Raw genomic sequence first — 23,123 nt, 5'->3', positions numbered from 1 at the left:
ATGGATTTCAAACTAAATACAGGAAGTTGCTGCATGGGAAAAAAAGGATGCAGCAAAGTACAAAATACAAAACTCAATACATACGATTGGCTTTGCGATGTTCCGGATGCAGAAAATGCAACCGATTACGTAGAGGTACAATTTAAAAATACCCGCAAAGGGTATTATCTTAACAGTTCGAAAATACCTCTGGAGAAAGGAGACATTGTTGCAGTAGAAGCAAGTCCGGGTCATGATATCGGAATTGTAACCCTAACCGGAAAACTGGTTCTTCTGCAAATGAAAAAAAACAATGTACGTACCGGAGAAGGAAACGAACCTAAAAAAGTCTACCGAAAAGCAAAACCCAACGATATCGAGAAATACGAAGAAGCAAAGGCTAAAGAACATGCAACGATGATCCGGTCACGTCAGATTGCGACCGAATTAGGCCTAAACATGAAAATCGGAGACGTGGAATACCAAGGAGATGGAAACAAAGCTATATTCTATTATATCGCCGATGAACGTGTAGACTTCCGGCAACTTATTAAAGTACTTGCGGAAGCATTTCGTGTCCGTATTGAAATGAAACAAATCGGAGCCCGTCAAGAAGCCGGACGTATCGGCGGAATTGGCCCTTGCGGACGCGAACTTTGTTGTTCAAGCTGGATGACAAGTTTCGTATCGGTAGCCACTGGGGCAGCCCGCTATCAGGATATTTCGATGAACCCCCAGAAGCTGGCAGGACAATGCGCCAAGTTGAAATGTTGTATCAACTACGAGGTAGATGCATACGTAGAAGCACAAAAACGTTTGCCATCCCGGGAAATTGTTCTGGAAACTAAAGATAATTCATATTATCATTTCAAAACAGATATCTTCAAACAAGAGATTACTTATTCTACCGACAAATCATTTGCCGCCAATCTGATAACCATACCAGCCAAACGTGCTTTTGATGTCATCAACATGAATAAGAAAGGTAATAAACCTATTTCTCTGGAAGCCGACACAAAACCTCAGCCCCCCAAGAGAGATGCTCAAGATATCTTAGGGCAGGATAGCGTAACACGTTTCGATTCTGTAAAGAAAAAGAAAAAGAAACGTAGTAACGGAGACAATAATAAGAATGGTACAAATGAAAATACCCGAAATAGTACCAATACAAATATTACCTCAAACAATCCAGAAAACACGGGTAATACCAACAGCAATGGAAACAGAGAAAGTGGTAATAGAAACAATAACCGTTATGCAAATAATGGTAACCGGAACAACCGTCCGAAGCAAAAACCGAAAATAAACAACAACGATAAGCAGAATAACAATGACAAGCCCCAGCAACCTGTTAAACCGGCTAACCAACCGGAAAACAAGCCAGAAGCTTAAAAGCTGCATTGCTGCCTTTGTATCTCTATTGTTCTTCTCCTGCGAGAATCAGGCCTTGTACGACCAATACCAGGCCATTGATAATACATCGTGGGAAAAGAACAAAGAATATTATTTTACTTTCCATGTAACAGATATATCCACTCCATATAACCTTACACTGGAAATACGAAATAATAACCTTTATCCCTATCAAAACTTATGGTTATTTTGTAATGAAGAATTGCCCGTTGGCCCATTGAAAAGAGATACAATAGAGTGCACGCTTGCTGACGAATACGGCAAATGGTATGGACATGGCATTTCCCTTTTCCAGTCTAGTTTTCCTATTCGTACGAACTATCTATTCCCTTATGAAGGACAGTATACCTTTAGCTTCAGGCAAGGTATGAGGAATGAAGCATTGCCGGGTATTCAGGAGATCGGTATGAGGGTAAAAAAAGCCGAATAAGATCAATGTTCTTTACGGGAAGCATCTAACCGAAGAAATATAAACAACAGGATAGTGAAACCCCACAAAGAAGATCCTCCATAGCTGAAGAATGGCAACGGAATACCAATTACAGGAGTCAGTCCTGTAACCATTCCCACATTTATCGCTAGATGGAAGAAAAAGATGGATGCAACACTATATCCATAAACGCGTCCGAATGTATTACCCTGTCTTTCGGCCAATACGATAAGGCGTAAAATAAATATTCCAAACAAAATAAGTACGGCAGCAGAACCCAGAAAACCCTGCTCCTCTCCTACAGTACAAAAAATAAAGTCAGTATCTTGTTCGGGGACATATTTCAATTTCGTCTGTGTTCCGTTCAAAAATCCTTTGCCGGAAAAGCCACCCGAACCAATTGCAATCTTTGATTGATTCACATTATAACCTGCACCACTAGGATCATCCTCCAATCCCAAAGATACTTTAATACGAACCTGTTGATGCGGTTCCAATATATTATCGAACACATAGCTCACTGAAAACAGGAAAGCTAAAGACCCTAATGCAAAAAGAGCTATCAAGACATAATGCCAGACCCAATTCCTTATCGACAAATATATCAAATACAACACCGATAATAACACAAGCCCTTCGGCTATAAAAGCAAAATTAACCGGAGTAAATATAGATACTATATATCCTACCAAATAAGCACATGCCGTGCCTGCCAATATACAAAATATGGCTTTGCCATCCTTCCGTTCAATTTGGATCAAAAGCATCGTTATAACTAAAATCATGCATGAAACCAATAGCTCGCCAACAGGAGTAATCCCTGTAATTACTTCTGAATATTTCATCCCGGCAACAAAGAAAACTACAGCACAAACTCCCGCCAAAAGTATATAGCCAGACATTCCTTCCCGATAAAGCATCAGAAAAAATGCCAGGTAAACCAAAGCAGAACCAGTTTCCTTTTGTAGCAGAATACAAACCATCGGTAAGAAAATCAGCAACAATGTTATCATGAAATTCTTAGGTGTAGTAAGCTTAAAGGCATACGTATTCATCAGTTTGGCGACAACCAAAGCCGTAGCAAACTTTGCAAACTCGGCAGGCTGCAAACGAACCGGCCCCAAAACAAGCCACGAATGCGATCCTTTTATATTAGGAGCAAGGAAGATAGTAGCTATCAACAAAAGAATTACAGCTATATAAATCAGATTGGCAAAAATATCGAAAAAGTTGCTATCCAACATGAGTATTACAAAAATGATCACAGCCGACAGACCAATCCAAATTAACTGCGAACCAGGACGACCTGACGGATCAAACAGCCCCACATTATCAAACTCATAACTGGCACCACAAATACTAAACCAACCGGCTATTACCATTACAACATAAAGTATAATAGTAAACCAATCAACCGACTTCCATATTTCTGTTTTTCTATAACTCACGATCCGGTAATGATAAAATATTAGGTGACACTACTGCATTGGCCATTGTTTCTTCCAGCAGTTTATCCGCTTCCGAAATAGTTCCGGTCAGGTACTTCTCCATCATCAATTTTCCTATAGGAACTCCATAAGTTGCACCAAACCCTCCGTTTTCAACATATACACAAATGGCAACTTTAGGATTCTGATAAGGAGCAAAACCGATAAACGCCGAATGGTCTTTTCCATGAGGATTTTCCGCCGTACCGGTTTTTCCACAGACTTCTATGCCCGGAATAGCAGCACGCGTACAAGTTCCACCTAGTACGGCATTGCGCATACCTTCGGCCACAATTTCATAATTCTTACGCTCTATCATTGTATAACGCTTATTGGTATAAAGCGTATCCAGCGGAGTGTCTTGTATTTCCTTCACCACATGAGGAGTAATAAAATGACCTCTGTTTGCTATAGTAGCAGCCAAATTACAAATCTGTAATGGAGTAGCAAGTATTTCTCCCTGGCCTATTGCAATCGAAATAATCGTACTGGAATTCCAACGTCCACGATAATATTTATCGTAATATTTACTATTAGGAACAAACCCTCTTTTCTCTCCCGGCAAATCAACTCCTAATTTATAACCGTATCCCATAGAAATAAGGTAGTTTTTCCATACTTCAAAAGCTTCTTGAACTGTAGAATACCGTTTACGGCTGTCTATCATATCATGTAATCCCCAACAAAAATACGAATTACAGGAAGTAGCCAGGGCATATGTAAGATTCAGTGGTGAAGCATGCCCGTGACAAGCTGGTTTTCCACCTCTAAACGTATAACCATGGGCACATGTGTATTGCGTTTCTTTTGTAATGACTCCTTCCTGCAGAAAGGTCAGAGCCTGAGTAGGTTTAAAGGTCGATCCTGGAGGATAAAGCCCCATGATAGCTCTATTAAGCAATGGTTTGTCGGGATTCCTTTCCAGCAATTTATGATTTTTACCCCTTTGGCGGCCGGATAACATTCCCGGATCATAAGACGGAGTTGAAACCATACATAATATCTCACCCGTCTCCGGTTCAATCATCACTATGCTTCCCCTTTTATTTTGCATTAACCTCTCCCCAAGCTCCTGTAATTCCATATCGATAGATAAGGTCAGATTCTTACCCGAGACCGGAGCCACGTCAAATTTACCCTCTTCATAACGGCCCTTGATGCGGCCATGCGCATCACGCAGCAGGATTTCCACGCCTTTCGTACCACGCAAAACGCTTTCATAAGACTGTTCTATACCACTGCGGCCGGAGTTGTCGCCCTGAACATAATAATCGTCATTTTCTATATCCTTGCGGTTTACTTCCCCAATTGTACCCAACACATGAGCTGCATAAGGATATTCATACTCACGGATTGTACGGTTCTGGATATAAAAGCCGGGGAATTTATATAATTTCTCTTGTAATACACCACACTCACGGGCAGATAACTGGTTCATAAAAACCTGTGGCACATACGATGAATAACCGGGATTCAACCGACGGTCTTTAACGTCTGCCATACGCTTGACAAACTGCTGCTTGGTTATCCCCAAGATATTACAAAAGTCCAACGTATCGAAGGGTTGTATTTCACGCATGATAAACATCACATCATAAGCCGGTTGGTTATACACCAGCATCTTACCATTCCGGTCGTACATAATTCCGCGGGAAGGGTATAGAGTTTTCTTCAGGAACGCATTACTATCGGCCCATGCTTTATAGTCGCTATCTATAATTTGCAAAAAGAACAGACGAACAATAAAGATGAGTACCAATAAAATAACAGCCCCGCCAATTACATAACGTCTGTTTTCGAGTGTGTACTTAGTATTACTCTCCACTTTTCTGAGACTCTATATTGAATGCTTCTACCGTACAAACTAACAATGTTGTCATTGCTACACTTGCAAAAATACGAAGGGCAAGAAACACCGGATCAAAGAATGTCAATGATTCTAATAAAAATAATGCCACATGCTGTATTATTATGAACGTAACAGCATATCTAAAAAAGCCGCCATATCCAAATGTTTTATATGACGGATATATACCTTCCGGAAGATCCTTCCCCATATAAAACCGTATCAGAGGCTCGCGTAGAAATCCGGCCAATGTACAAGCGGCAGCATGCATTCCCGGGGTATTCGAAAACATATCAATAGCAAGACCAGCCAAAAAAGAAAAAAACACGACTTTGGTTTGAGACATTCCCACCGGAAGTTTAATAATAAAATAAAGGTATAGAAATGGCGTTGCAATCCTAAGGAAGTGAATGTTATTCAAGACCAATACCTGAATTAAGACAAACACAACAAAATAAAATAAGCCTCGCAGTAGATTAATCATTTCTTTTCGCCTCTAATTCTAAACTTAGCTGTTCCGCCTGGCGGTAGTTCTTTATAATCCTGACATCGTTCAATGCCTGGAAATCTGTTGCCAATAATACTTCCAACGAATAGAAGTTATCATCATGTTGCTTCTTAAAATCCGAAACCGTACCTACAATAATTCCCGCAGGAAATACGGCCGAATAGCCACTTGTAACAATTGTATCTCCCTTATCAAACTGCACATGGCGCGGTAATTCGTCCAGATTTGCATAGCGGGAGTTACGCCCATTCCAGCTCAAAGAACCAAAATAGCTGCTTCCCAATACTTTGCAACTCAACCGGAACTTTGGATTCAACAAAGGAATCACCACTGCAAAATGATCCGAAACAGCGGATACAATCCCAACCACTCCACGCTCGGAAACGACTCCCATATCCCGGTCTATACCATCCTTACGCCCTTTATTTACCGTAATATAATTAGACAAATGCGTCACACTGTTGTTTACAACCTCTGCCATCACACAACTATATGGAAACTGTTCTGTCGAATCAGGCGCAAAGCCAGCGAAGGCAACTGTGTCTGCCATCATCATGTCCAAACGATCCTGCATTTCCAACATTTGAAGTTCCAACTGCCCGTTACGTTCCAACAACTCCTTATTAATCTCCCGGAGATTCAAATAAGAAGTTACATAGCCGGAAACAGAAGCAATGTGTCCTGTTACTACATTTGCCGAACTAAACATGATATTCCGTTGATACGCATTATTATGATAAATGAGTATCAAAGAAAGTACTTCGAGCAACAAAAACAGAAACCAATGCCTCTTCCTCACCAGGAAATCAAGCAGTTTACGCATAGTCTTTAACAGTTGACAGTTGACAGCTTACAAATGGCAGGTAGATAGTAAATTACTTGTCATTTGTAAGCTGTCAACTGTCAATTATCTAATAAGGAAATTAAATTTATCGATATTTTTCAGAGCCACTCCCGTACCTTTAGCAACTGCATGCAACGGGTCTTCGGCTATATGGAACGGAATATTGATCTTATCAGTCAAACGCTTGTCCAAACCACGCATCAAAGCTCCACCTCCGGCAAGATAGATACCATTACGTACAATATCGGCATATAATTCCGGCGGTGTTTGTTCCAAAGCACTTAAAATTGCAGCTTCCATCTTAGAGATCGATTTCTCCAAACAATGAGCTATTTCCTGATAAGAAACAGGAACTTCCATTGGCAAAGCCGTCATCTGGTTAGGGCCATGAACAACATAATCTTCAGGCGGGTTATCAAGAAACGTAAGCGCCGAACCGACATTTATTTTAATCAATTCAGCCGTACGTTCGCCCACCTTAACATTATGCTGACGGCGCATATATTCCATAATATCTGCAGTCAGATCATCACCGGCAATGCGGATAGACTTATTCGAAACAATTCCACCCAGAGAAATCACGGCAATTTCCGTCGTACCACCGCCTATATCTACAATCATATTTCCTTCCGGAGCTTCCACATCGATACCTATACCAATTGCAGCGGCCATCGGTTCGTAAATCATATACACATCACGACCACCGGCATGCTCGGCAGAGTCGCGCACGGCACGTATTTCCACTTCAGTACTACCGGAAGGTATACATACCACCACGCGCAAAGAAGGAGAAAACCAGTGATTTCTCTGGTTTATCATTTTTATCATGCCCCGCATCATCTGCTCGGCAGCATAAAAGTCGGCAATTACACCATCACGTAACGGACGAATCGTACGAATATTTTCATGCGTCTTTCCGTGCATTTGCCGAGCCTTTTCTCCTACCGCCAATACCTTATCTGTCCGACGGTCAAGAGCTACCACAGACGGTTGGTCTACCATAATCTTACCATTGCTTATAATAATAGTATTGGCAGTACCCAGGTCTATCGCTATTTCTTGAGTGAAAGAGAATAATCCCATTATAATAATTCTGTTAATGTGTCAATATGCCAATTCGAAATTTCATAATTGGCATATTAGTATTTGTTAATGTTTAAAGTGACGTATACCTGTTTTAACCATTGACAAGCCATGTGCATTGCAATACTCAACAGATAATTTGTCATTAATAGAACCTCCCGGTTGAATTACAGCAGTAATACCTGCATTATCAGCAATTTCCACACAGTCAGGGAACGGGAAGAAAGCGTCGGATGCCATCACAGCACCGTTCAAATCAAAGTTAAATGATTTAGCCTTCTCAATAGCTTGTTTCAGAGCATCTACACGCGAAGTTTGTCCGATACCACTCGCGCAAAGCTGCTTATTCTTCACCAATGTGATTGCATTAGACTTGCTGTTCTTCACCAGCTTATTGGCAAATAACAGGTCTTCTATTTCCTGCGTTGTCGGTTTTTTATCTGTCATCGGTTCCAGATCTCCGGCTACCTGAATACTCAAATCTTTTTCCTGCATCAAAACGCCGTTCAGTAATGAACGGAACTGCACCGGGCAAGTTTTACATTCCTTACGGATCAGAATGATACGGTTCTTCTTCTGTTTCAAAACTTCCAAAGCATCAGCATCATAAGCCGGAGCAATGATAATTTCGAAGAATATTTTGTTAATTTCTTCAGCCGCTTCTTTATTGATTGTTGTATTGGTTATTAAAATACCACCAAATGCAGAAACCGGGTCACCGGCCAAAGCATCTTTCCAGGCATCCGTCACATTTGCACGCGAAGCGATACCACAAGCGTTATTATGTTTCAGTATAGCGAAAGTCAACTCATCGAACTCATCAATCAAATTAACCGCTGCATCAATGTCTAATAAGTTGTTATAAGAAACTTCTTTTCCGTGAATCTGTTCGAACATATCGTTAAACTTTCCATAGAACTTGGCAGCCTGATGAGGATTTTCACCATAACGCAAGTGCATAGGCTCGTCTACACCTGCACGGAAGTAAGAGCCATCACATCCGTCAAAGTAGTTAAAGATAGCAGAATCGTAACCGGAAGAAACAGCAAATGCTTCTTTAGCAAACCAGCGGCGGTCTTCAATTGTTGTTTCCGCACCTTTTTCATTTAACAAATTCATCAAAGGTTGATATTGTGCTTTGGAAGCAACGATTACCACATCCTTAAAATTCTTTGCTGCAGCACGTATCAAGGAGATACCGCCTATATCTATTTTTTCAATGATAGCTTGTTCTTCTGCGCCGGAAGCAACAGTTTCTTCAAACGGATAAAGGTCTACTATGACCAAATCTATTTCCGGTATTTCATATTCTGCAATCTGAGCCTTATCTCCTTCATTATCTCTACGGTTCAAAATCCCACCAAATACTTTCGGGTGAAGTGTTTTCACGCGTCCCCCTAAAATCGAAGGATATCCGGTCAAATCTTCCACGGCATCACAAGGAATACCTAAAGACTCAATAAATGTTTGTGTTCCACCTGTAGATACAAAGCTCACGCCTTCATTGTGGAGTTTCTTTAAGATCTCATCCAATCCCTCTTTATGGAATACTGAGACCAATGCACGTTTCATTCGTTTCGTTGCAGCCATCTTTGTTTCGTTTACTTTAATGTTTTAGAGCACAAAATTAGTCATTAATTATTTGGGGCAAAAGAAATTTGAGTAAAATAATATTTAAGGTGTGAATTAAAAACAAAACCCTACTTTTGATCAGACTCATTATTCACCGGCTACTACTGCCCCTCATCTTCATTAAAAAGTTCAACATCAACATTTTTAATATTCCTATACACACATCTGCCTTTGTTATTTTTGTCTGCATAAACATTTTCTTATTGTTTTAACTTCCCAATAAACAGCACATTATTGTCATCTTCGGTAAGGCTATTATTTAATTTCATCAATTTATCCTTCATCTCAGGTGTCATTTTCTCTGATTTTGATAACGCTTTTTCTAATTGCTCTTTAAGCTCGTATGGGAACATATTGGCAATGCAATAGCCTCTGTTAAAAGTCACATAGGAAGGGCCATCAATATTTCCTAGCATATTAAATTTCAGGTTGGCATAACATCCCCGCAAATTGTTTTTATCGACTATAATCAGCGGATAACGGGGCACACTGCCATCCCAACTCGCTCCTTCACCAACTAATCTGGTAAAATAATGAGAAGATAATTCTGTGTAAATATGACGTAATATATTTTCGTCTTTCCATTTGACAGTAAAAACAGGTTCCAGAACATTATTTTGTTCACTATAATGATAGATAGAATCCATAATAGGCATCCAATGGAATAAAGAAAAATCCAATAAAGCTGTGTTTTGCGACTCATTTACCTCATTACTGTAATCCCCCGGATCTATAACAAAATGTCCGGCATCGATACTTTGGAGGATATTTCCCTCAAAATCCTGTCGCCAGACAACAAATGGTGTATCAATAAAAGGCAAGGCCATCATAGTCAATTCTTTTTTCTTTGCATTAATTCGGAAACGTCCTTTATGAACTGGAAAAGGGAAAGGAATGTGTTGTAGTGGTTTTCCCTCCAAATCAAAAACCAATAGTTTATTTGCCCTATAAGAAAGCAAATAAACCCTTCCGTTTTCTTCATCGATATAACTGTCATAGATTGCTATATAATATTCATCAGGTCCTTGACCAGCTGATGATATAGAGCGAATGTATTTGCCTTTCCGATTGAATAGTTTGTAATCTTTGAGGTTACTGTTATAAAGACCAATGTAATTTTCACTTACAGCAAAAGCATAGGAATGACCAACCAGCGCTTCTTCCGAATTTTCCAACCGGATTATCTCATAATCGGACAAAAAAAAGACTTAAGGGAACATTAAACGTATCTCTAACCGATGAAAAATCCAGCGTTATTAAAGAGTCTGTTTTATGTGCAATTACAGGACAGTCTGCCAATGTCAACCGTTCTTTTTGCTTGTTGTTACAAGAGAAAAAGAACGGAACAATAACGAATAAATAAAAGAGAATTTGGTTCTTCATAATCATTATCTCCATCTGTTTATTTTACACTTTTAAATTTTCTGACAAAATAGCTTTATTTAATAAGACCATTAATTCTTTCTTATTCTGAACAAAGGATATATCAAATTGATTGATTTCCCCCAAAGATAATAAAAAAACATTATCAACCAGCCTATTCCGAATATTTAGTAATAAAAAAAGAACAAGTCCACATCTGGTAATAAAAGAATATTTAAAGAAATCGCAACAACCCTCCCGTTTAATTCATCTCGATCTTTTTACAAAATCATCGGGAACATTTAAAAAAATCATCCCGATGATTTATTCCGGTATTGACATTGAAACGATTTTTAGCAAGGTCTCCATAATATTTTTCGTACCTTTGCAGCCTCTATAGCAAATTAATAGGTATTATAAGATATGATTACAGTAAACAATCTGGACGTACAGTTTGGAAAACGCATCCTGTTTCAGGATGTCAACATGAAATTTACACCGGGCAACTGCTACGGTATCATCGGAGCAAACGGTGCAGGAAAATCTACTTTCTTACGCGTTATCAGCAAGCAGCTCGATCCAACGCGCGGCACTGTTAGCTTGGGTCCGGGCGAACGTTTATCCGTATTAAGCCAGGATCACTTCGCTTTTGACGAATATACGGTAATGGACACTGTGTTAATGGGACATACTACCCTTTGGGAAATAATGAGTGAAAAAAACGCTCTTTACGAGAAACCGGACTTTAGCGATGCCGATGGCATCCGCGTTTCGGAACTGGAAGAAAAGTTTGCAGAAATGGAAGGATGGAATGCCGAAAGCGATGCTGCCAGCCTATTGAGCGGCTTAGGCATCAGCGAAGAGTTTCACTATAGCATGATGAAAGACTTAAGCGGTAAGCAAAAGGTCCGCGTACTTCTGGCGCGTGCACTTTACGGTCAGCCGGATAACCTACTACTGGATGAGCCTACCAACGACCTCGACCTGGAAACCGTAAGCTGGCTTGAAAACTACCTGTCAAATTTTGAACATACCGTATTGGTAGTAAGTCACGACCGCCACTTTCTGGACTCGGTATGTACGCATACCGTCGACATCGACTTTGGTAAACTGCAAATGTTTGCCGGCAACTATAGCTTCTGGTACGAATCGAGCCAGTTAGCGCTCCGTCAGCAACAGAACCAGAACAAGAAGGCGGAAGAGAAGAAAAAGGAACTGGAAGAATTTATCCGCCGATTCAGTGCCAACGTTGCCAAGTCCAAACAGACAACCAGCCGCAAGAAGATGCTTGAGAAACTGAATATCGAAGAGATCAAACCATCCTCACGCCGCTATCCGGGTATTCTGTTCTCGCCGAATCGCGAGCCGGGCAATCAAATTCTTGAAGTAAAAGGATTAAGCAAAAGCATCGAAGGCAAAGTCTTATTCAAGGATTTAAATTTCAACATAGAGAAAGACGACAAAGTCGTCTTCATCAGTCGCGACCCGCGTGCCATGACAGCCCTCTTCCAGATTATCAACGGGGAAGATAAAGCCGATGCAGGCACCTATCAATGGGGACAGACCATTACTACCACCTACCTGCCTCTGGACAACTCGGTGTATTTCAATTCCGATTATAATCTGATCGACTGGCTTAGCCAGTTCTCACCCGACACCAACGATGTATTCTTGAAAGGTTTTCTGGGACGTATGCTGTTCTCCGGCGAAGAATTACTAAAAAAAGTCAGTGTGCTATCCGGAGGTGAAAAGATGCGCTGCATGATTTCGCGAATGATGTTGACAGACGCCAACTGTATCATTCTGGACACCCCGACAAACCATCTGGACCTGGAGTCCATACAGGCATTCAACAATACGTTGCAAACATTCAAAGGAAATATCCTGTTCTCCAGTCACGACCACGAGTTTATACAAACCGTTGCCAACCGTATTATCGAGTTAACCCCGAACGGAATTATCGACAGGATGATGGACTACGACGATTACATTACCGATCCTGCGGTTGCCGAATTAAGGGAAAAGTTATATAAATGAAACGAAGGATATTATTTATCGTAGCCATATTCATAGCCTGGCTTCCGGTTTTTATGATACAAAAACCGTTCTTTATGGTTCACCATCATGAATTAGCGAACAGTAGTTCGCTAATCGATTACCTGCAGGTAATCTTTCATGGACTGAAGTTAGACTGCACCATATCCGGATATCTGACAGCCATCCCGCTGCTTCTGACAACAGGTTCGGTATGGCTGCACGGAATATGGCTCCGAAAATTACTATCCGCCTACTTTCTTATAATGGCAGCTCTCGTGGCTGCCATCTTTTCAATAGATATTGCATTATACGGTTTTTGGGGATTCCGTCTGGATGCAACCTTGTTCTTTTACCTGCAGTCGCCCAAGGATGCCATGGCAAGTGTGCCTGTCGGGTTGTTCATTATCCAGCTCCTCCTGTTTTTTGCCTATACATATATTATATATATCTATTTCAGGAAATGTATTCTTTCGTGGACGCCTGAAACAATGGTGCGCAAACGGATCATCGGGACAATATCATGTTTGCTATTGGGTGGCATTTTATTTATCCCTATCCGGGGAGGTGTCACAACATCTACCGCCAATGTCGGAATGGTCTATTTCAGCCAGAATCAGTTTCTGAACCATGCCGCCATTAACCCCTGTTTCAGTTTGGTTGCTTCTTTGTCCAAACAGCAGGACTTTGCAGCGCAGTTTAACTTCCTGCCCGAAGAGCGCAGGGAAGAGTTATTCAAGCAACTCACTTCCCCCCGCAGCAACAAGCAATTTCCCGATTCAATCTGCCCGGAAAAGCAACAGGTTTTAACCACTACCCGCCCCAATATCCTGATTATTCTTTTAGAGAGCTTCTCGGCCAACGCTATCGGAGCCGTCGGGGGTGAAAAAGATGTAACTCCCAACATAGACCGGTTAAGCAAAGAAGGGATTTTGTTTACCAACCTCTATGCAAATTCATTCCGTACGGACAGAGGGATCGTCTCGGTGTTGAACGGCTACCTGGCGCAGCCCACCACCTCGATCATGAAATATCCGGCCAAGAGCCAGACGCTCCCCTCCATTGCTAAAAGCCTGGATAAAGAAGGATATACGGCCGACATGTTGTATGGCGGAGATATAAACTTTACAAACATGCAAAGTTATTTCTTCAGCTCGGGCTACAGCAAAATCACGGCAGACCGCGACTTCCCCTTATCGAGCCGGTTAAGCAAATGGGGAACCAACGACGATATAACTTTTACATGGCTATACAATAACATCAAAGAAAGAGACAATACGAAGCCCTGGCTAACCACCTTTCTTACGTTGAGCAGCCACGAACCTTTTGAAGTCCCTTTCCACCATCTGAAGCACCCGTATCTTAACTCCGTAGCATTTACAGATAGCTGCCTGGGCAGCTTTATAGATAAAATGAAGCTGTTGCCGGCATGGAAAAACACATTAATTGTACTGGTTGCAGATCATGGATTCCGCTATCCCGAAGATGTAAAAGATTTCGAACCCCGCCGCTTCCACATCCCGATGATATGGCTGGGAGGCGCAATAAAAGAACCTATGGTGGTAGATAAATATGCCAACCAAACCGATCTGGCAGCCACATTGCTTAACCAGCTAGGATTAAAACACAATGAATTTGCATTCAGCAAAGACATTTTTGACCCATGTTATCCCGAATATGCCTTCTATACCTTTACCAACGGGTTTGGGTTCATAAACCGCACGGGATACTCGATCTACGATAACGAGAGCAACAAAATACTTATGGAATCGTCTTCCGACAACAGCAGCGAACGCACCGACAACGGAAAAGCCCTGCTGCAAACACTTTACGACGATCTGGGAAGCAGATAAACAAAAAGGAAGTTGAACACAAAAAGAGCGTAGATTAACGCAGATATTATTTTAAAGAAAATATATAATCTGCGTTAATCTACGCTCGTCTATGTCATCTGTATTCATGAGATGGCGGATCAAGTCCGCCTTAATATAGATGTATTAACGTGAGCCGCCAGCCCACCATACCGGTTCAGAATAAACATACTGGCCATTGCCAAAGGCTTCCTTTATATTCAAATTAGACAATACATCGGAACTACCATATGTATATCTCAACGGAAACTTAGTCTGGTTGTTCGGATTTGCCAACTCAACAAAGTTTTCGCCCATAGCTTTCATTCTACGATAATCATTATACGCCTCTACAGCTTCACCGGATGCGCCAAAGAATGCCAAATACTTCTGAACCATTGTTTCCTTTAATGGGTTTGCATCAAACAAAGGTTTTACGTTATCTGCAAAATAAGCATCAGCCACATCTGCCGAAAGGTCAACTTCACCTTCGATCCCCCAATCATAGATTGAAGACTCCAACGCAATCGCAGTATTAGCAAAACCAACAGCAATTGCTTCTTTCAAAGCTGCTTCAGCTTCCGTATTTTTCTTCAAACGGCAAAGAGCTTCTGCCTTGATGAATAAAAGTTCATGATAGCTCAACAGTTGGGTAGGAGCCGTAATAGCCCAGTCTGCCAATGAACAGTCATAGTTCATAGTACCCTGAACCGGATTACCATTAGGAGCTGCAAATATCTTGGCAGGATCGGTAGCCTGTTCCATCGGCTGTCCGTAATTATAATTCCAGCTTGTAGCAAATGATTGTGCCAAACGCGGGTCTTTACGATCCATCATTTTCTTAATCAAACTCTGGCTGGCACCTAAACCTGCACGGCTATACATGAAGTCGAACAAAGGATTCAACTGGTTGTTGCCATCATACACAGCAAATTTCATTTCCTCTCTAGATGAAGTAAATGATTTGGAAATATAATCCAATACCTCATTCAAAGTCTGTGTAGGATTTGCACTTTTAGATAAAAGGCGCATTGTGTAACGGGCTTTCAATCCATAAACAGCTTTCTGCCACAATGCCTTTTCAGCATCTATTTTACCATTGGAAGCTTTACCGTAAATCAAATCCTGCATACCCATAGATCCTGTAGCAGCGGCATCTGTTCCGTTCAGCAGTACAAAAGCATCATCCAAGTTTTGCATGATCTCCTTATATATTTCTTCCTGCTTGTCGATTGCCGGTTGCATATACAGCGGCGTACCCTGGTCCGTATATTCGCAAGCTTCTTTAAATGGTATATCGCCAAACAAGTCTGTCATAAGAGCATAGTTGTAAGCATAAAGTACTTTTGCAATACCTAAAGTTACATCGTTGCCCTCTTCAATACCACCTTCGGAACACTTTGCAATAACATCTTTAATGTCGCGGATATTCTGGTAAACGGCTCCCCACATATTATTATAAGTAGCTGCCAGGTTTGGTTCGCCACTACGGATCTCGGCATTATACGTTTGGTTGTCTATACCAACCTCATGCTCCATGTAGATAGAAGCATACGTAGAAAAGTCTCCACCAACTGCATTCAAAGCAGTACTGGTCATTACATCCGTCATAATAAATTTAGACGAAACAGTCTGCGGATGATTCTTATCTGCATTGATTTTATCCATCGTATCTTCAGTACAAGAAACCAACGGTAAAGTTATCAATGCGAAAGCAAATAATCTTTCTGCTATTTTATTTCTTTTCATTTTCCTTTTACCTAATTAAAATTTAACATTCATACCAAAACCATAACTTGAAGTCTGAGGCATTGAATAACGTTCAAAAGCACCTGTCATGTTATTATTACCCTGAGACGATTCCGGGTCGAAATTCGGGAACTCAGACCACAACAGAATGTTACGGGCAAATACGTTTACTGTAATAGACATCCATTTCTTCTCCAATACAGGATAACTCAAAGCAATCTCTCGTAATTTTAAGAAAGAACTATTATAAATAGAGGCTTCATCGATATTATTAATTGACTGGAAATAATTCTGCCATGCACTAGCTCCTTTAATTTCAATATCATTTTTAGAACCGTCTGCTTTTACACCGTCTACGATGAAAGATTCCGTATCACGGCCTTCAGTTGCTTTACTCATACCGAAGTAGTCCAGCAAACCGTTGGTTCCACCATACATCTGTCCACCCTTCTTCCAATCGAATACGGCACTCAAGCTAAACTTCCATACGCGGAGATCGGTATTGAAACCTAAAATAAAGTCAGGGGATACGCTTCCGATTACCTGGTCTTTTCCTGCCTGAGGAACACCATTCTCGTCAACAATCAGATTACCTTTATCGTCTCTTAAATAACCTACACCGTAGATAACAGGGAACTTATCTCCAATTCCGGCACGAACCTGAGGCGTTACGAAACCACCAAGGAAAATACTTTCCACACCAGGAGCCAGTTCGTCAACATAGTTGTCGATCTTTGTCCAGTTGGCTCCAATATTCCAGTCTACATTCTTAGTACGGATCGGGTTTACGTTAATAGTCAACTCGTGAGCGTTTGTATGAATACGTCCACCGTTTGTCAACAAATCCGAAGCACCTGTAGAACCGGCCAATGGAACCTGGAATATCTGGTCTGATACATTCTGACGAGAGAATGTATAGTTCAATGTCACCAGATTATTAAAGAAATTCAAATCTGCACCAAGTTCATATGAACGGGTGTTCTGAGGTTTCAAATTCGGGTCATAAATAACCGGATACGGAACAAAAGCTCCCATACCGTTAATAGGATAAACAACAGGATCAATCTGGTAGAAACCGCCACCATAAACAGGGGTGTAATAATAGTTTTCATAGTAATCGCCTGCCTGTCCTACTTCTGCATATGAAGCACGGATTTTTGCATAGTTTACAACTTCATTCTTCAGAGGTTCCAACTCTGTCAGGATAAAACCGGCAGAAACGGAAGGATAAAAGAATGAACGGTTATTACGCGGCATACTAGACACATAGTCGTTACGTCCTGTTACATTCAGGTATAACATATTACGATATGAAGCAGAAACACTACCGAAGAAACCAACTGTACGTTTGCTGCGCTGACGTTCCTGAGATTGCAATGTCGTTGCATTTTCAATATGGTTCCATCCCGGAAAATTGAATGAAGAACCAAATTCATAATATTTTTTTGTCTGGTTATGTACAACCTCATTACCCAAAATAGCATTCAATGTCCATTCCGGTGAAATAGTCCAGTCGTAATTAACAGTCAACAAAGAGTTGAAAGAGACATTACTCCAACCATAATCTTCAACCTGTCCATTCATATTGGCTCCTTTATTTCCGTAGCCCCAGATATCCTGATAATGAGTTGTATAAGAATCTACGCCAATCTGATATTTAGCATTCAACGTATGATTGTCTGTTCCAAATTTCGTTTTGAAATTAAGGAAGCTATTACCAAAGAAACGATTTGTCTTTTCAATAAACTCATTATTCTTTACAAACCAGGGAGCAATAGCAAACGTAGTACTACGGAATGAATTCTGTTCATATATACTTTGCGACGTATGAGAAGGAATACCATTCAAATCATAACTAACAGGCGTAGGATAAACTGTTGCAAGTAATGCATCGTTAGCAGCCGGCATCTTTTTAATCTTTGAATTAATATAATTCGCAGTCACACCTGTAGTCCATTGTTCATGCAATTTAATTTCTGAAGTTATTTTTGCATTGTAACGATCCATACCTGTTTCAGGAATAATACCATCCTGAGTAGACGAACCCAAAGAAAATGCATAAGACGCTTTCTCTGTAGCCTGTGCCACATTCAAAGAATTATTCCAGGTAACACCTGTTTGGAAAAATCCACCAATATTATCGTAAACCTGAGGAGTAGCCCAAGGATCTATTCCTGCAGCTGCACGCTGTGGTACATAATATTTACCTGCATACTTCTGCGTATCACCTCCGTTATACTTATTAGCAACGTTACCTCCATATGTAGGATCATTTGCAAGATCTGAAATTTTAGGACCCCAAGATGCAGAGTTATAAGGAGAATAAGTGCCATTTGTACCCTGAGCGAATGTCTGCTGCAATTGCGGCTTACGTCCGAGAACATCAAACGATACGTTTGTATTGAATGAAACCTGAGGTTTTCCTTTTTCAATACCCTTACCACTCTTTGTAGTAATTACAATAACACCATTAGATGCGCGAATACCATAAAGAGCTGAGGCTGCCTGACCTTTCAAGACATTAATGCTCTCAATATCATTCGGGTCGATATCTACTGCACGGTTTGCAATATCGGTACCGGTTACACTAGCTTCCGTATCAATATCTGCAGAAGAAGCGATAGGCATACCGTCGACAACGTACAACGGAGTATTATCTCCTGTAAAAGAACGGGCTCCACGAATTGTAATTTGAGAAGAGGCACCCGGCATACCGGAAGAAGGTTTAATATCCATACCAGAAACCTTACCTTGTAAAGCACCAGCCAGGTTAGAATTAGCTCCTTTCGTCAGTTTTTCAGCCTTTACGTCCTGAACAGCATAACCCAAGGCTTTTTTCTCACGAGAAATACCCATCGCAGTTACAACTACTTCATCCAAATTTTGAGTATCTGATTTCAGTTTCACCATTACATTAGAAGAAACCGGAACTTCTTGTGTAGTCATACCAATATATGAAACCACCAATATTTTCCCGTTTGCGGGAACTTCCAAAGAGAAATTACCATCGAAATCGGTTACGGTTCCAATAGTAGTCCCTTTTACGATAATCGATGCACCAATAACCGGCTCTCCATCTTCGACAGATGTAACATGTCCTGTTACTTTAGTCGCCTGAGCCATCGCCATACCTATGCTCATCACCAAGCACAGTAAAGCAAAAGTCAACTTTTTCATCATAAACACACTCTTATTTATTAAACTTATACATAGAAAACAATCTTTCTTAAATTTAGTTCTATCAGAACTATGTAAAAATTTTAAGATTTTATATCGAAATACCTATTTGCATTAAAAACGGCTGCAAAAGTAGAAAAAAACATCAATAAAAACAACAAATTATTATTCAATACCCTGTTTTGCTTCTTGTTTTTAACTTTGAGTGTGTCATAATGTCAATCAAGACAGCTTTTTTTCTGTTTGAAATGTTAAAACAACATCTTCTAAAGCATTAAACTTATATAATTTGTTCCATTTTGATAGTTTTTTATGGAACGTGATTATTTGTTTATTTTATCATAGATAAGGTTCTTAAATATCAGGTGAGTGCTTTTTTCATAATTTATATACCTCGTAAAATAAAGGTAAACCCAATTTGATACTAATTATATATTTAGGTTCTGATAGTACAATCCATTATTTCTTATTTGCAATTCATAATCACTCCATTACAATATAGATTGAATCTATAATTAAATAGTTCTGATAGAACTAATTCCAACAGAATTACAGATAGCTATTTTATATATAAGTTTAACAAATAATAGAGTGTGTTTATGATGAAAAAGTTGACTTTTGCTTTACTCTGCTTGATGATGAGCATAGGTATAGCAAGTGCTCAAACAAAGCAGGTTACCGGTACGGTTACATCTGCCGAAGATGGAGAGCCGATTATTGGCGCCTCTGTCATTGTGAAAGGTACCACAACAGGTACAGTTACAGATTTTGATGGAAAGTTCGAACTTACAGTTCCTTCTTCTGCTAAAACGTTAGAAATCTCTTATGTCGGTATGACAACTAAAGAAGAAACGATTAAACCGACAATGAAAATTGTTTTAGAAACTTCAGCACATAATTTGGATGAAGTTATGGTTGTAGCTTATGGTACTGCTAAGAAAAGTTCATTTACCGGTTCTGCATCTGTTGTAAAAAGTGAGGATCTGGCAAAAATCCAAACATCTGATATTACCAAAGCTTTGGAAGGTCAGGTTGCAGGTGTACAGCTAACCAATAGTAACGGCCAGCCAGGTGAAGGCTCAAAAATCCGTATTCGTGGTATAGGCTCTATCAATGCTTCCAGTGATCCGTTAATCGTTGTTGATGGTGTACCTTATGATGGAGACTTAAACTCTATTAACCAACAGGATGTTGAATCAATGACCGTACTAAAAGATGCTGCTTCTAACGCATTATACGGTGCACGTGGTGCAAATGGTGTAGTTCTGATCACAACAAAAAAAGGTAAAAACGGTAAAGCACGAGTTTCATTTGACATGAAATTAGGAGCTAACTCCCGTGCTATTCCCGAATATGACATTATGACCAGCCCCGTTACTTATTACGAAACTTACTGGACTGCACTGAAAAATCAGGCAGTCAGCTTAGGCAACGAAAATCCGGGTCAATATGCAAGCAATAACTTAATTAAAAAATTAGGTTATAACATCACCAATGTAGGCAACACTGAAGTTATTGACCCTACTACTGGAAAATTTAACCCTAATGCAAAAATCATGTATAAGGATGACTGGGCAAAAGAATTGTTCCAATCAAGTTTACGTCAGGAATATAACCTGAATATCAGCGGAGCTAGCGATAAAACCAGCTACTATATATCATTAGGTTATCTGGATGATAAAGGTTATATAGTTAATTCCGATTTCAGCCGTTTCTCTACTCGTCTTCGTTTGGAACAACAAGTTAATGACTGGTTCAAGGTTGGTGGTAACTTAGCTTATGCCCAGGCAGAACAAAACTCTCCTGATTTTGATGCAACTTCCGGTGTAAACATGTTCTATGCTTCCCGTGTCATTGCTCCTATTTATCCGATCTATGGATACGATAACGAAGGAAACAGATTATACGAAGAAAGCGGCCGTCCTGTATACGATTATGGAACAGGCACAAACAAACGTCCTATCTTGTCCATGTCCAACCCATTGGGTACACAAAATCTGGATCAGAATAAGTTTAAGAATGAAAACTTTTCAGGAAACCTTTTTGCTGAAATTTCTTTCTTAAAGGACTTCAAACTTACGGTTCGTGGTGGTATGGAAAACTATAGCAAACGTCAATTGGTTTATCAAAACGGACAATACGGACAGTTTGTAGCTCAAAATGGTATTTCTACAATACAGAACGAAAAGACCCAAAGTCTGAATATGTTGGAAACATTAACATGGGAACACTCTTTTGGACTACATTCTTTTAATGTTCTGCTAGGTCATGAAAACTACCAACGTAAATATGAATACTTGTGGGGTTCTAAGAACAATTTCATTTTCCCTTCTTCCAGCGAGTTAGATCAGGCTATCAGTAATCCTAACACCGGATCTGGTACAACTGAATACAATACAGAAGGTTACCTGGGACGTATTGAATATAACTACAATGACAAATACTATTTCTCTGCCAGCTATCGTCGTGATGCTTCTTCTAAATTCCATCCGGACAATCGTTGGGGTAACTTCTGGTCTTTAGGCGCATCTTGGAGATTAAACCAAGAAAACTTTTTAAAGGATGTTGAGTGGATCGATAACTTGAAATACAAAATCAGCTACGGTTCTCAAGGTAATGACGGTTTGTTATTCAATGGTGAAGAAATCCTTTATCCGTATATGGACCAGTTCCAGGTAGTAAACAGTGCCGGTAAGATCGCTGTTGTCAGGAACTATAAAGGAAACAAAGATATCAAGTGGGAAACAAACTACAACTTCAATACAGGTTTTGAATTTATGTTATTCCAAGGACGTTTGAACGGAGGTATCGACGTATTTACAAGAACTGCAAAAGATTTGTTATTCTATCGTCCCTTACCATTCTCTACAGGAAACAAGAGTTATCCTGACAATATCGGAGATATGCGTAACATCGGTTTCGAAATCGAGTTGAGCGGAACTGTTATGGAAAAAGATAACTTCAAATGGACAATGGGAGTTAATGCAACACACTATAAAAACAAGATTTTGTCTTTACCTCCTGAAAGAAAAGAGACGGGTATTGTTTCAGGCAACTTCCGTATGATGGAAGGTGGTTCTATCTATGATTATTACCTGAAAGAATACGCAGGTGTTGATCCTCAAGATGGAAGCGCAATGTGGTATAAAGATGTTACTGATGCAAACGGCAATGTAACAGGAAAAACAACAACCAAAGTTTATAGCGATGCAACAGATTACAATTTAGGTTCTGCCCTGCCTGCTATTTATGGAGGTTTCAACACTGCCGTACAATTCCATGGCATAGACTTATCTGTAAATTTAAGCTATCAGATAGGAGGTAAAGGTTACGACAGAATTTATGCAAACCTGATGAGCTCCGGAAGTGAAGGACAAAACTGGCACAACGATATTTTAAAAGCATGGACACCAGAAAACACAAATACAAATGTGCCGAGAGTCCAGAATGCCGAACAATATGCTAATACATATTCAAGCCGCTTCTTCACAAATGCATCTTATCTGAACCTGCAAAACATCACATTAGGGTATACGTTGCCTAAAACATGGATAAACGTACTTCAACTTGAATCTGTCCGTTTCTATTTTGTAGCAGATAACGTTGCTTTATTATCTAAACGCAAAGGTTTTGACCCACGCCAGAATTGGTCTGGTGAATCAGACTATAACTATGCAGCAATCCGTACTATTTCAGGAGGCTTGCAGGTTAGATTTTAATCCATAATCT

Annotated in this window: 14 protein-coding genes; 5 read left to right on the top strand and 9 right to left on the bottom strand. The window is 40.1% G+C overall.

Annotated features, from left to right (window positions below):
* Both C4S38_RS11095 and C4S38_RS11090 read left to right on the top strand, forming a co-directional pair.
* Nucleotides 1-1,371, top strand: a complete 1,371-nt coding sequence (locus C4S38_RS11095) for a PSP1 domain-containing protein (protein ID WP_103983798.1) — start codon at nucleotides 1-3, stop codon at nucleotides 1,369-1,371.
* Nucleotides 1,310-1,822, top strand: coding sequence for a gliding motility lipoprotein GldH (locus C4S38_RS11090; RefSeq protein ID WP_099464932.1), 513 nt, complete (start codon nucleotides 1,310-1,312; stop codon nucleotides 1,820-1,822). Before C4S38_RS11095 ends, C4S38_RS11090 begins: the two co-directional genes overlap by 62 nt.
* Before the next feature lie 2 nt (nucleotides 1,823-1,824).
* Here C4S38_RS11090 and rodA read toward each other — a convergent pair whose 3' ends face one another.
* From rodA to C4S38_RS11055, 7 genes are all read right to left on the bottom strand, one after another.
* Entirely contained in the window at nucleotides 1,825-3,270 is a 1,446-nt protein-coding gene (rodA, locus tag C4S38_RS11085; RefSeq protein ID WP_103983797.1) for a rod shape-determining protein RodA, read from the bottom strand.
* The gene (gene mrdA / locus C4S38_RS11080) at nucleotides 3,260-5,134 is read right to left on the bottom strand and encodes a penicillin-binding protein 2 (RefSeq protein ID WP_103983796.1); all 1,875 of its coding nucleotides are present in this window, start codon (nucleotides 5,132-5,134) and stop codon (nucleotides 3,260-3,262) included. Before mrdA ends, rodA begins: the two co-directional genes overlap by 11 nt.
* On the bottom strand, nucleotides 5,124-5,639 hold the full coding sequence (gene mreD, locus C4S38_RS11075; protein WP_099464929.1) for a rod shape-determining protein MreD: 516 nt from the start codon (nucleotides 5,637-5,639) through the stop codon (nucleotides 5,124-5,126). The genes mrdA and mreD overlap by 11 nt, the downstream gene beginning before the upstream one ends.
* Entirely contained in the window at nucleotides 5,632-6,486 is an 855-nt protein-coding gene (gene mreC / locus C4S38_RS11070) for a rod shape-determining protein MreC (RefSeq protein ID WP_103983795.1), read from the bottom strand. The genes mreD and mreC overlap by 8 nt, the downstream gene beginning before the upstream one ends.
* An 84-nt stretch (nucleotides 6,487-6,570) precedes the next feature.
* Nucleotides 6,571-7,590: a rod shape-determining protein gene (locus tag C4S38_RS11065; RefSeq protein WP_099464927.1), complete on the bottom strand. Its 1,020-nt coding sequence runs from the start codon at nucleotides 7,588-7,590 to the stop codon at nucleotides 6,571-6,573.
* 66 nt (nucleotides 7,591-7,656) lie between these two features.
* A complete protein-coding gene (gene purH, locus C4S38_RS11060) occupies nucleotides 7,657-9,180 on the bottom strand; it encodes a bifunctional phosphoribosylaminoimidazolecarboxamide formyltransferase/IMP cyclohydrolase (protein ID WP_103983794.1) in 1,524 nt (507 codons plus the stop codon).
* Between the two features lie 242 nt (nucleotides 9,181-9,422).
* Nucleotides 9,423-10,421: a 6-bladed beta-propeller gene (locus tag C4S38_RS11055; protein ID WP_449406718.1), complete on the bottom strand. Its 999-nt coding sequence runs from the start codon at nucleotides 10,419-10,421 to the stop codon at nucleotides 9,423-9,425.
* Nucleotides 10,422-11,007: 586 nt separating this feature from the next.
* Between C4S38_RS11055 and C4S38_RS11050 the strand changes: the two genes are divergently transcribed.
* Together C4S38_RS11050 and C4S38_RS11045 are read left to right on the top strand one after the other, a co-directional pair.
* Nucleotides 11,008-12,621, top strand: coding sequence for an ABC-F family ATP-binding cassette domain-containing protein (locus C4S38_RS11050; protein ID WP_099464924.1), 1,614 nt, complete (start codon nucleotides 11,008-11,010; stop codon nucleotides 12,619-12,621).
* Nucleotides 12,618-14,471 (top strand): LTA synthase family protein, encoded by a 1,854-nt coding sequence (locus C4S38_RS11045; RefSeq protein ID WP_103983793.1) that lies wholly within the window; start codon nucleotides 12,618-12,620, stop codon nucleotides 14,469-14,471. Before C4S38_RS11050 ends, C4S38_RS11045 begins: the two co-directional genes overlap by 4 nt.
* Before the next feature lie 144 nt (nucleotides 14,472-14,615).
* Here C4S38_RS11045 and C4S38_RS11040 read toward each other — a convergent pair whose 3' ends face one another.
* Nucleotides 14,616-16,217: a SusD/RagB family nutrient-binding outer membrane lipoprotein gene (locus C4S38_RS11040; RefSeq protein ID WP_103983792.1), complete on the bottom strand. Its 1,602-nt coding sequence runs from the start codon at nucleotides 16,215-16,217 to the stop codon at nucleotides 14,616-14,618.
* A 15-nt stretch (nucleotides 16,218-16,232) separates the two neighbouring features.
* Nucleotides 16,233-19,397 carry a SusC/RagA family TonB-linked outer membrane protein gene (locus C4S38_RS11035; protein WP_103983791.1) on the bottom strand — a complete coding sequence of 1,055 codons (3,165 nt, stop codon included), beginning with the start codon at nucleotides 19,395-19,397 and terminating at the stop codon, nucleotides 16,233-16,235.
* A 596-nt stretch (nucleotides 19,398-19,993) separates the two neighbouring features.
* Here C4S38_RS11035 and C4S38_RS11030 point away from each other — a divergent pair.
* A complete protein-coding gene (locus C4S38_RS11030) occupies nucleotides 19,994-23,113 on the top strand; it encodes a SusC/RagA family TonB-linked outer membrane protein (RefSeq protein WP_317044662.1) in 3,120 nt (1,039 codons plus the stop codon).
* Nucleotides 23,114-23,123: the final 10 nt, after the last annotated feature.

The organism is Parabacteroides chinchillae (genome assembly GCF_900108035.1).
In the GTDB taxonomy this organism is placed as follows: Bacteria; Bacteroidota; Bacteroidia; order Bacteroidales; family Tannerellaceae; genus Parabacteroides; species Parabacteroides chinchillae.
Note: the sequence above shows the minus strand (reverse complement) of the source record. Positions and strands in the feature narration are given on the sequence as shown.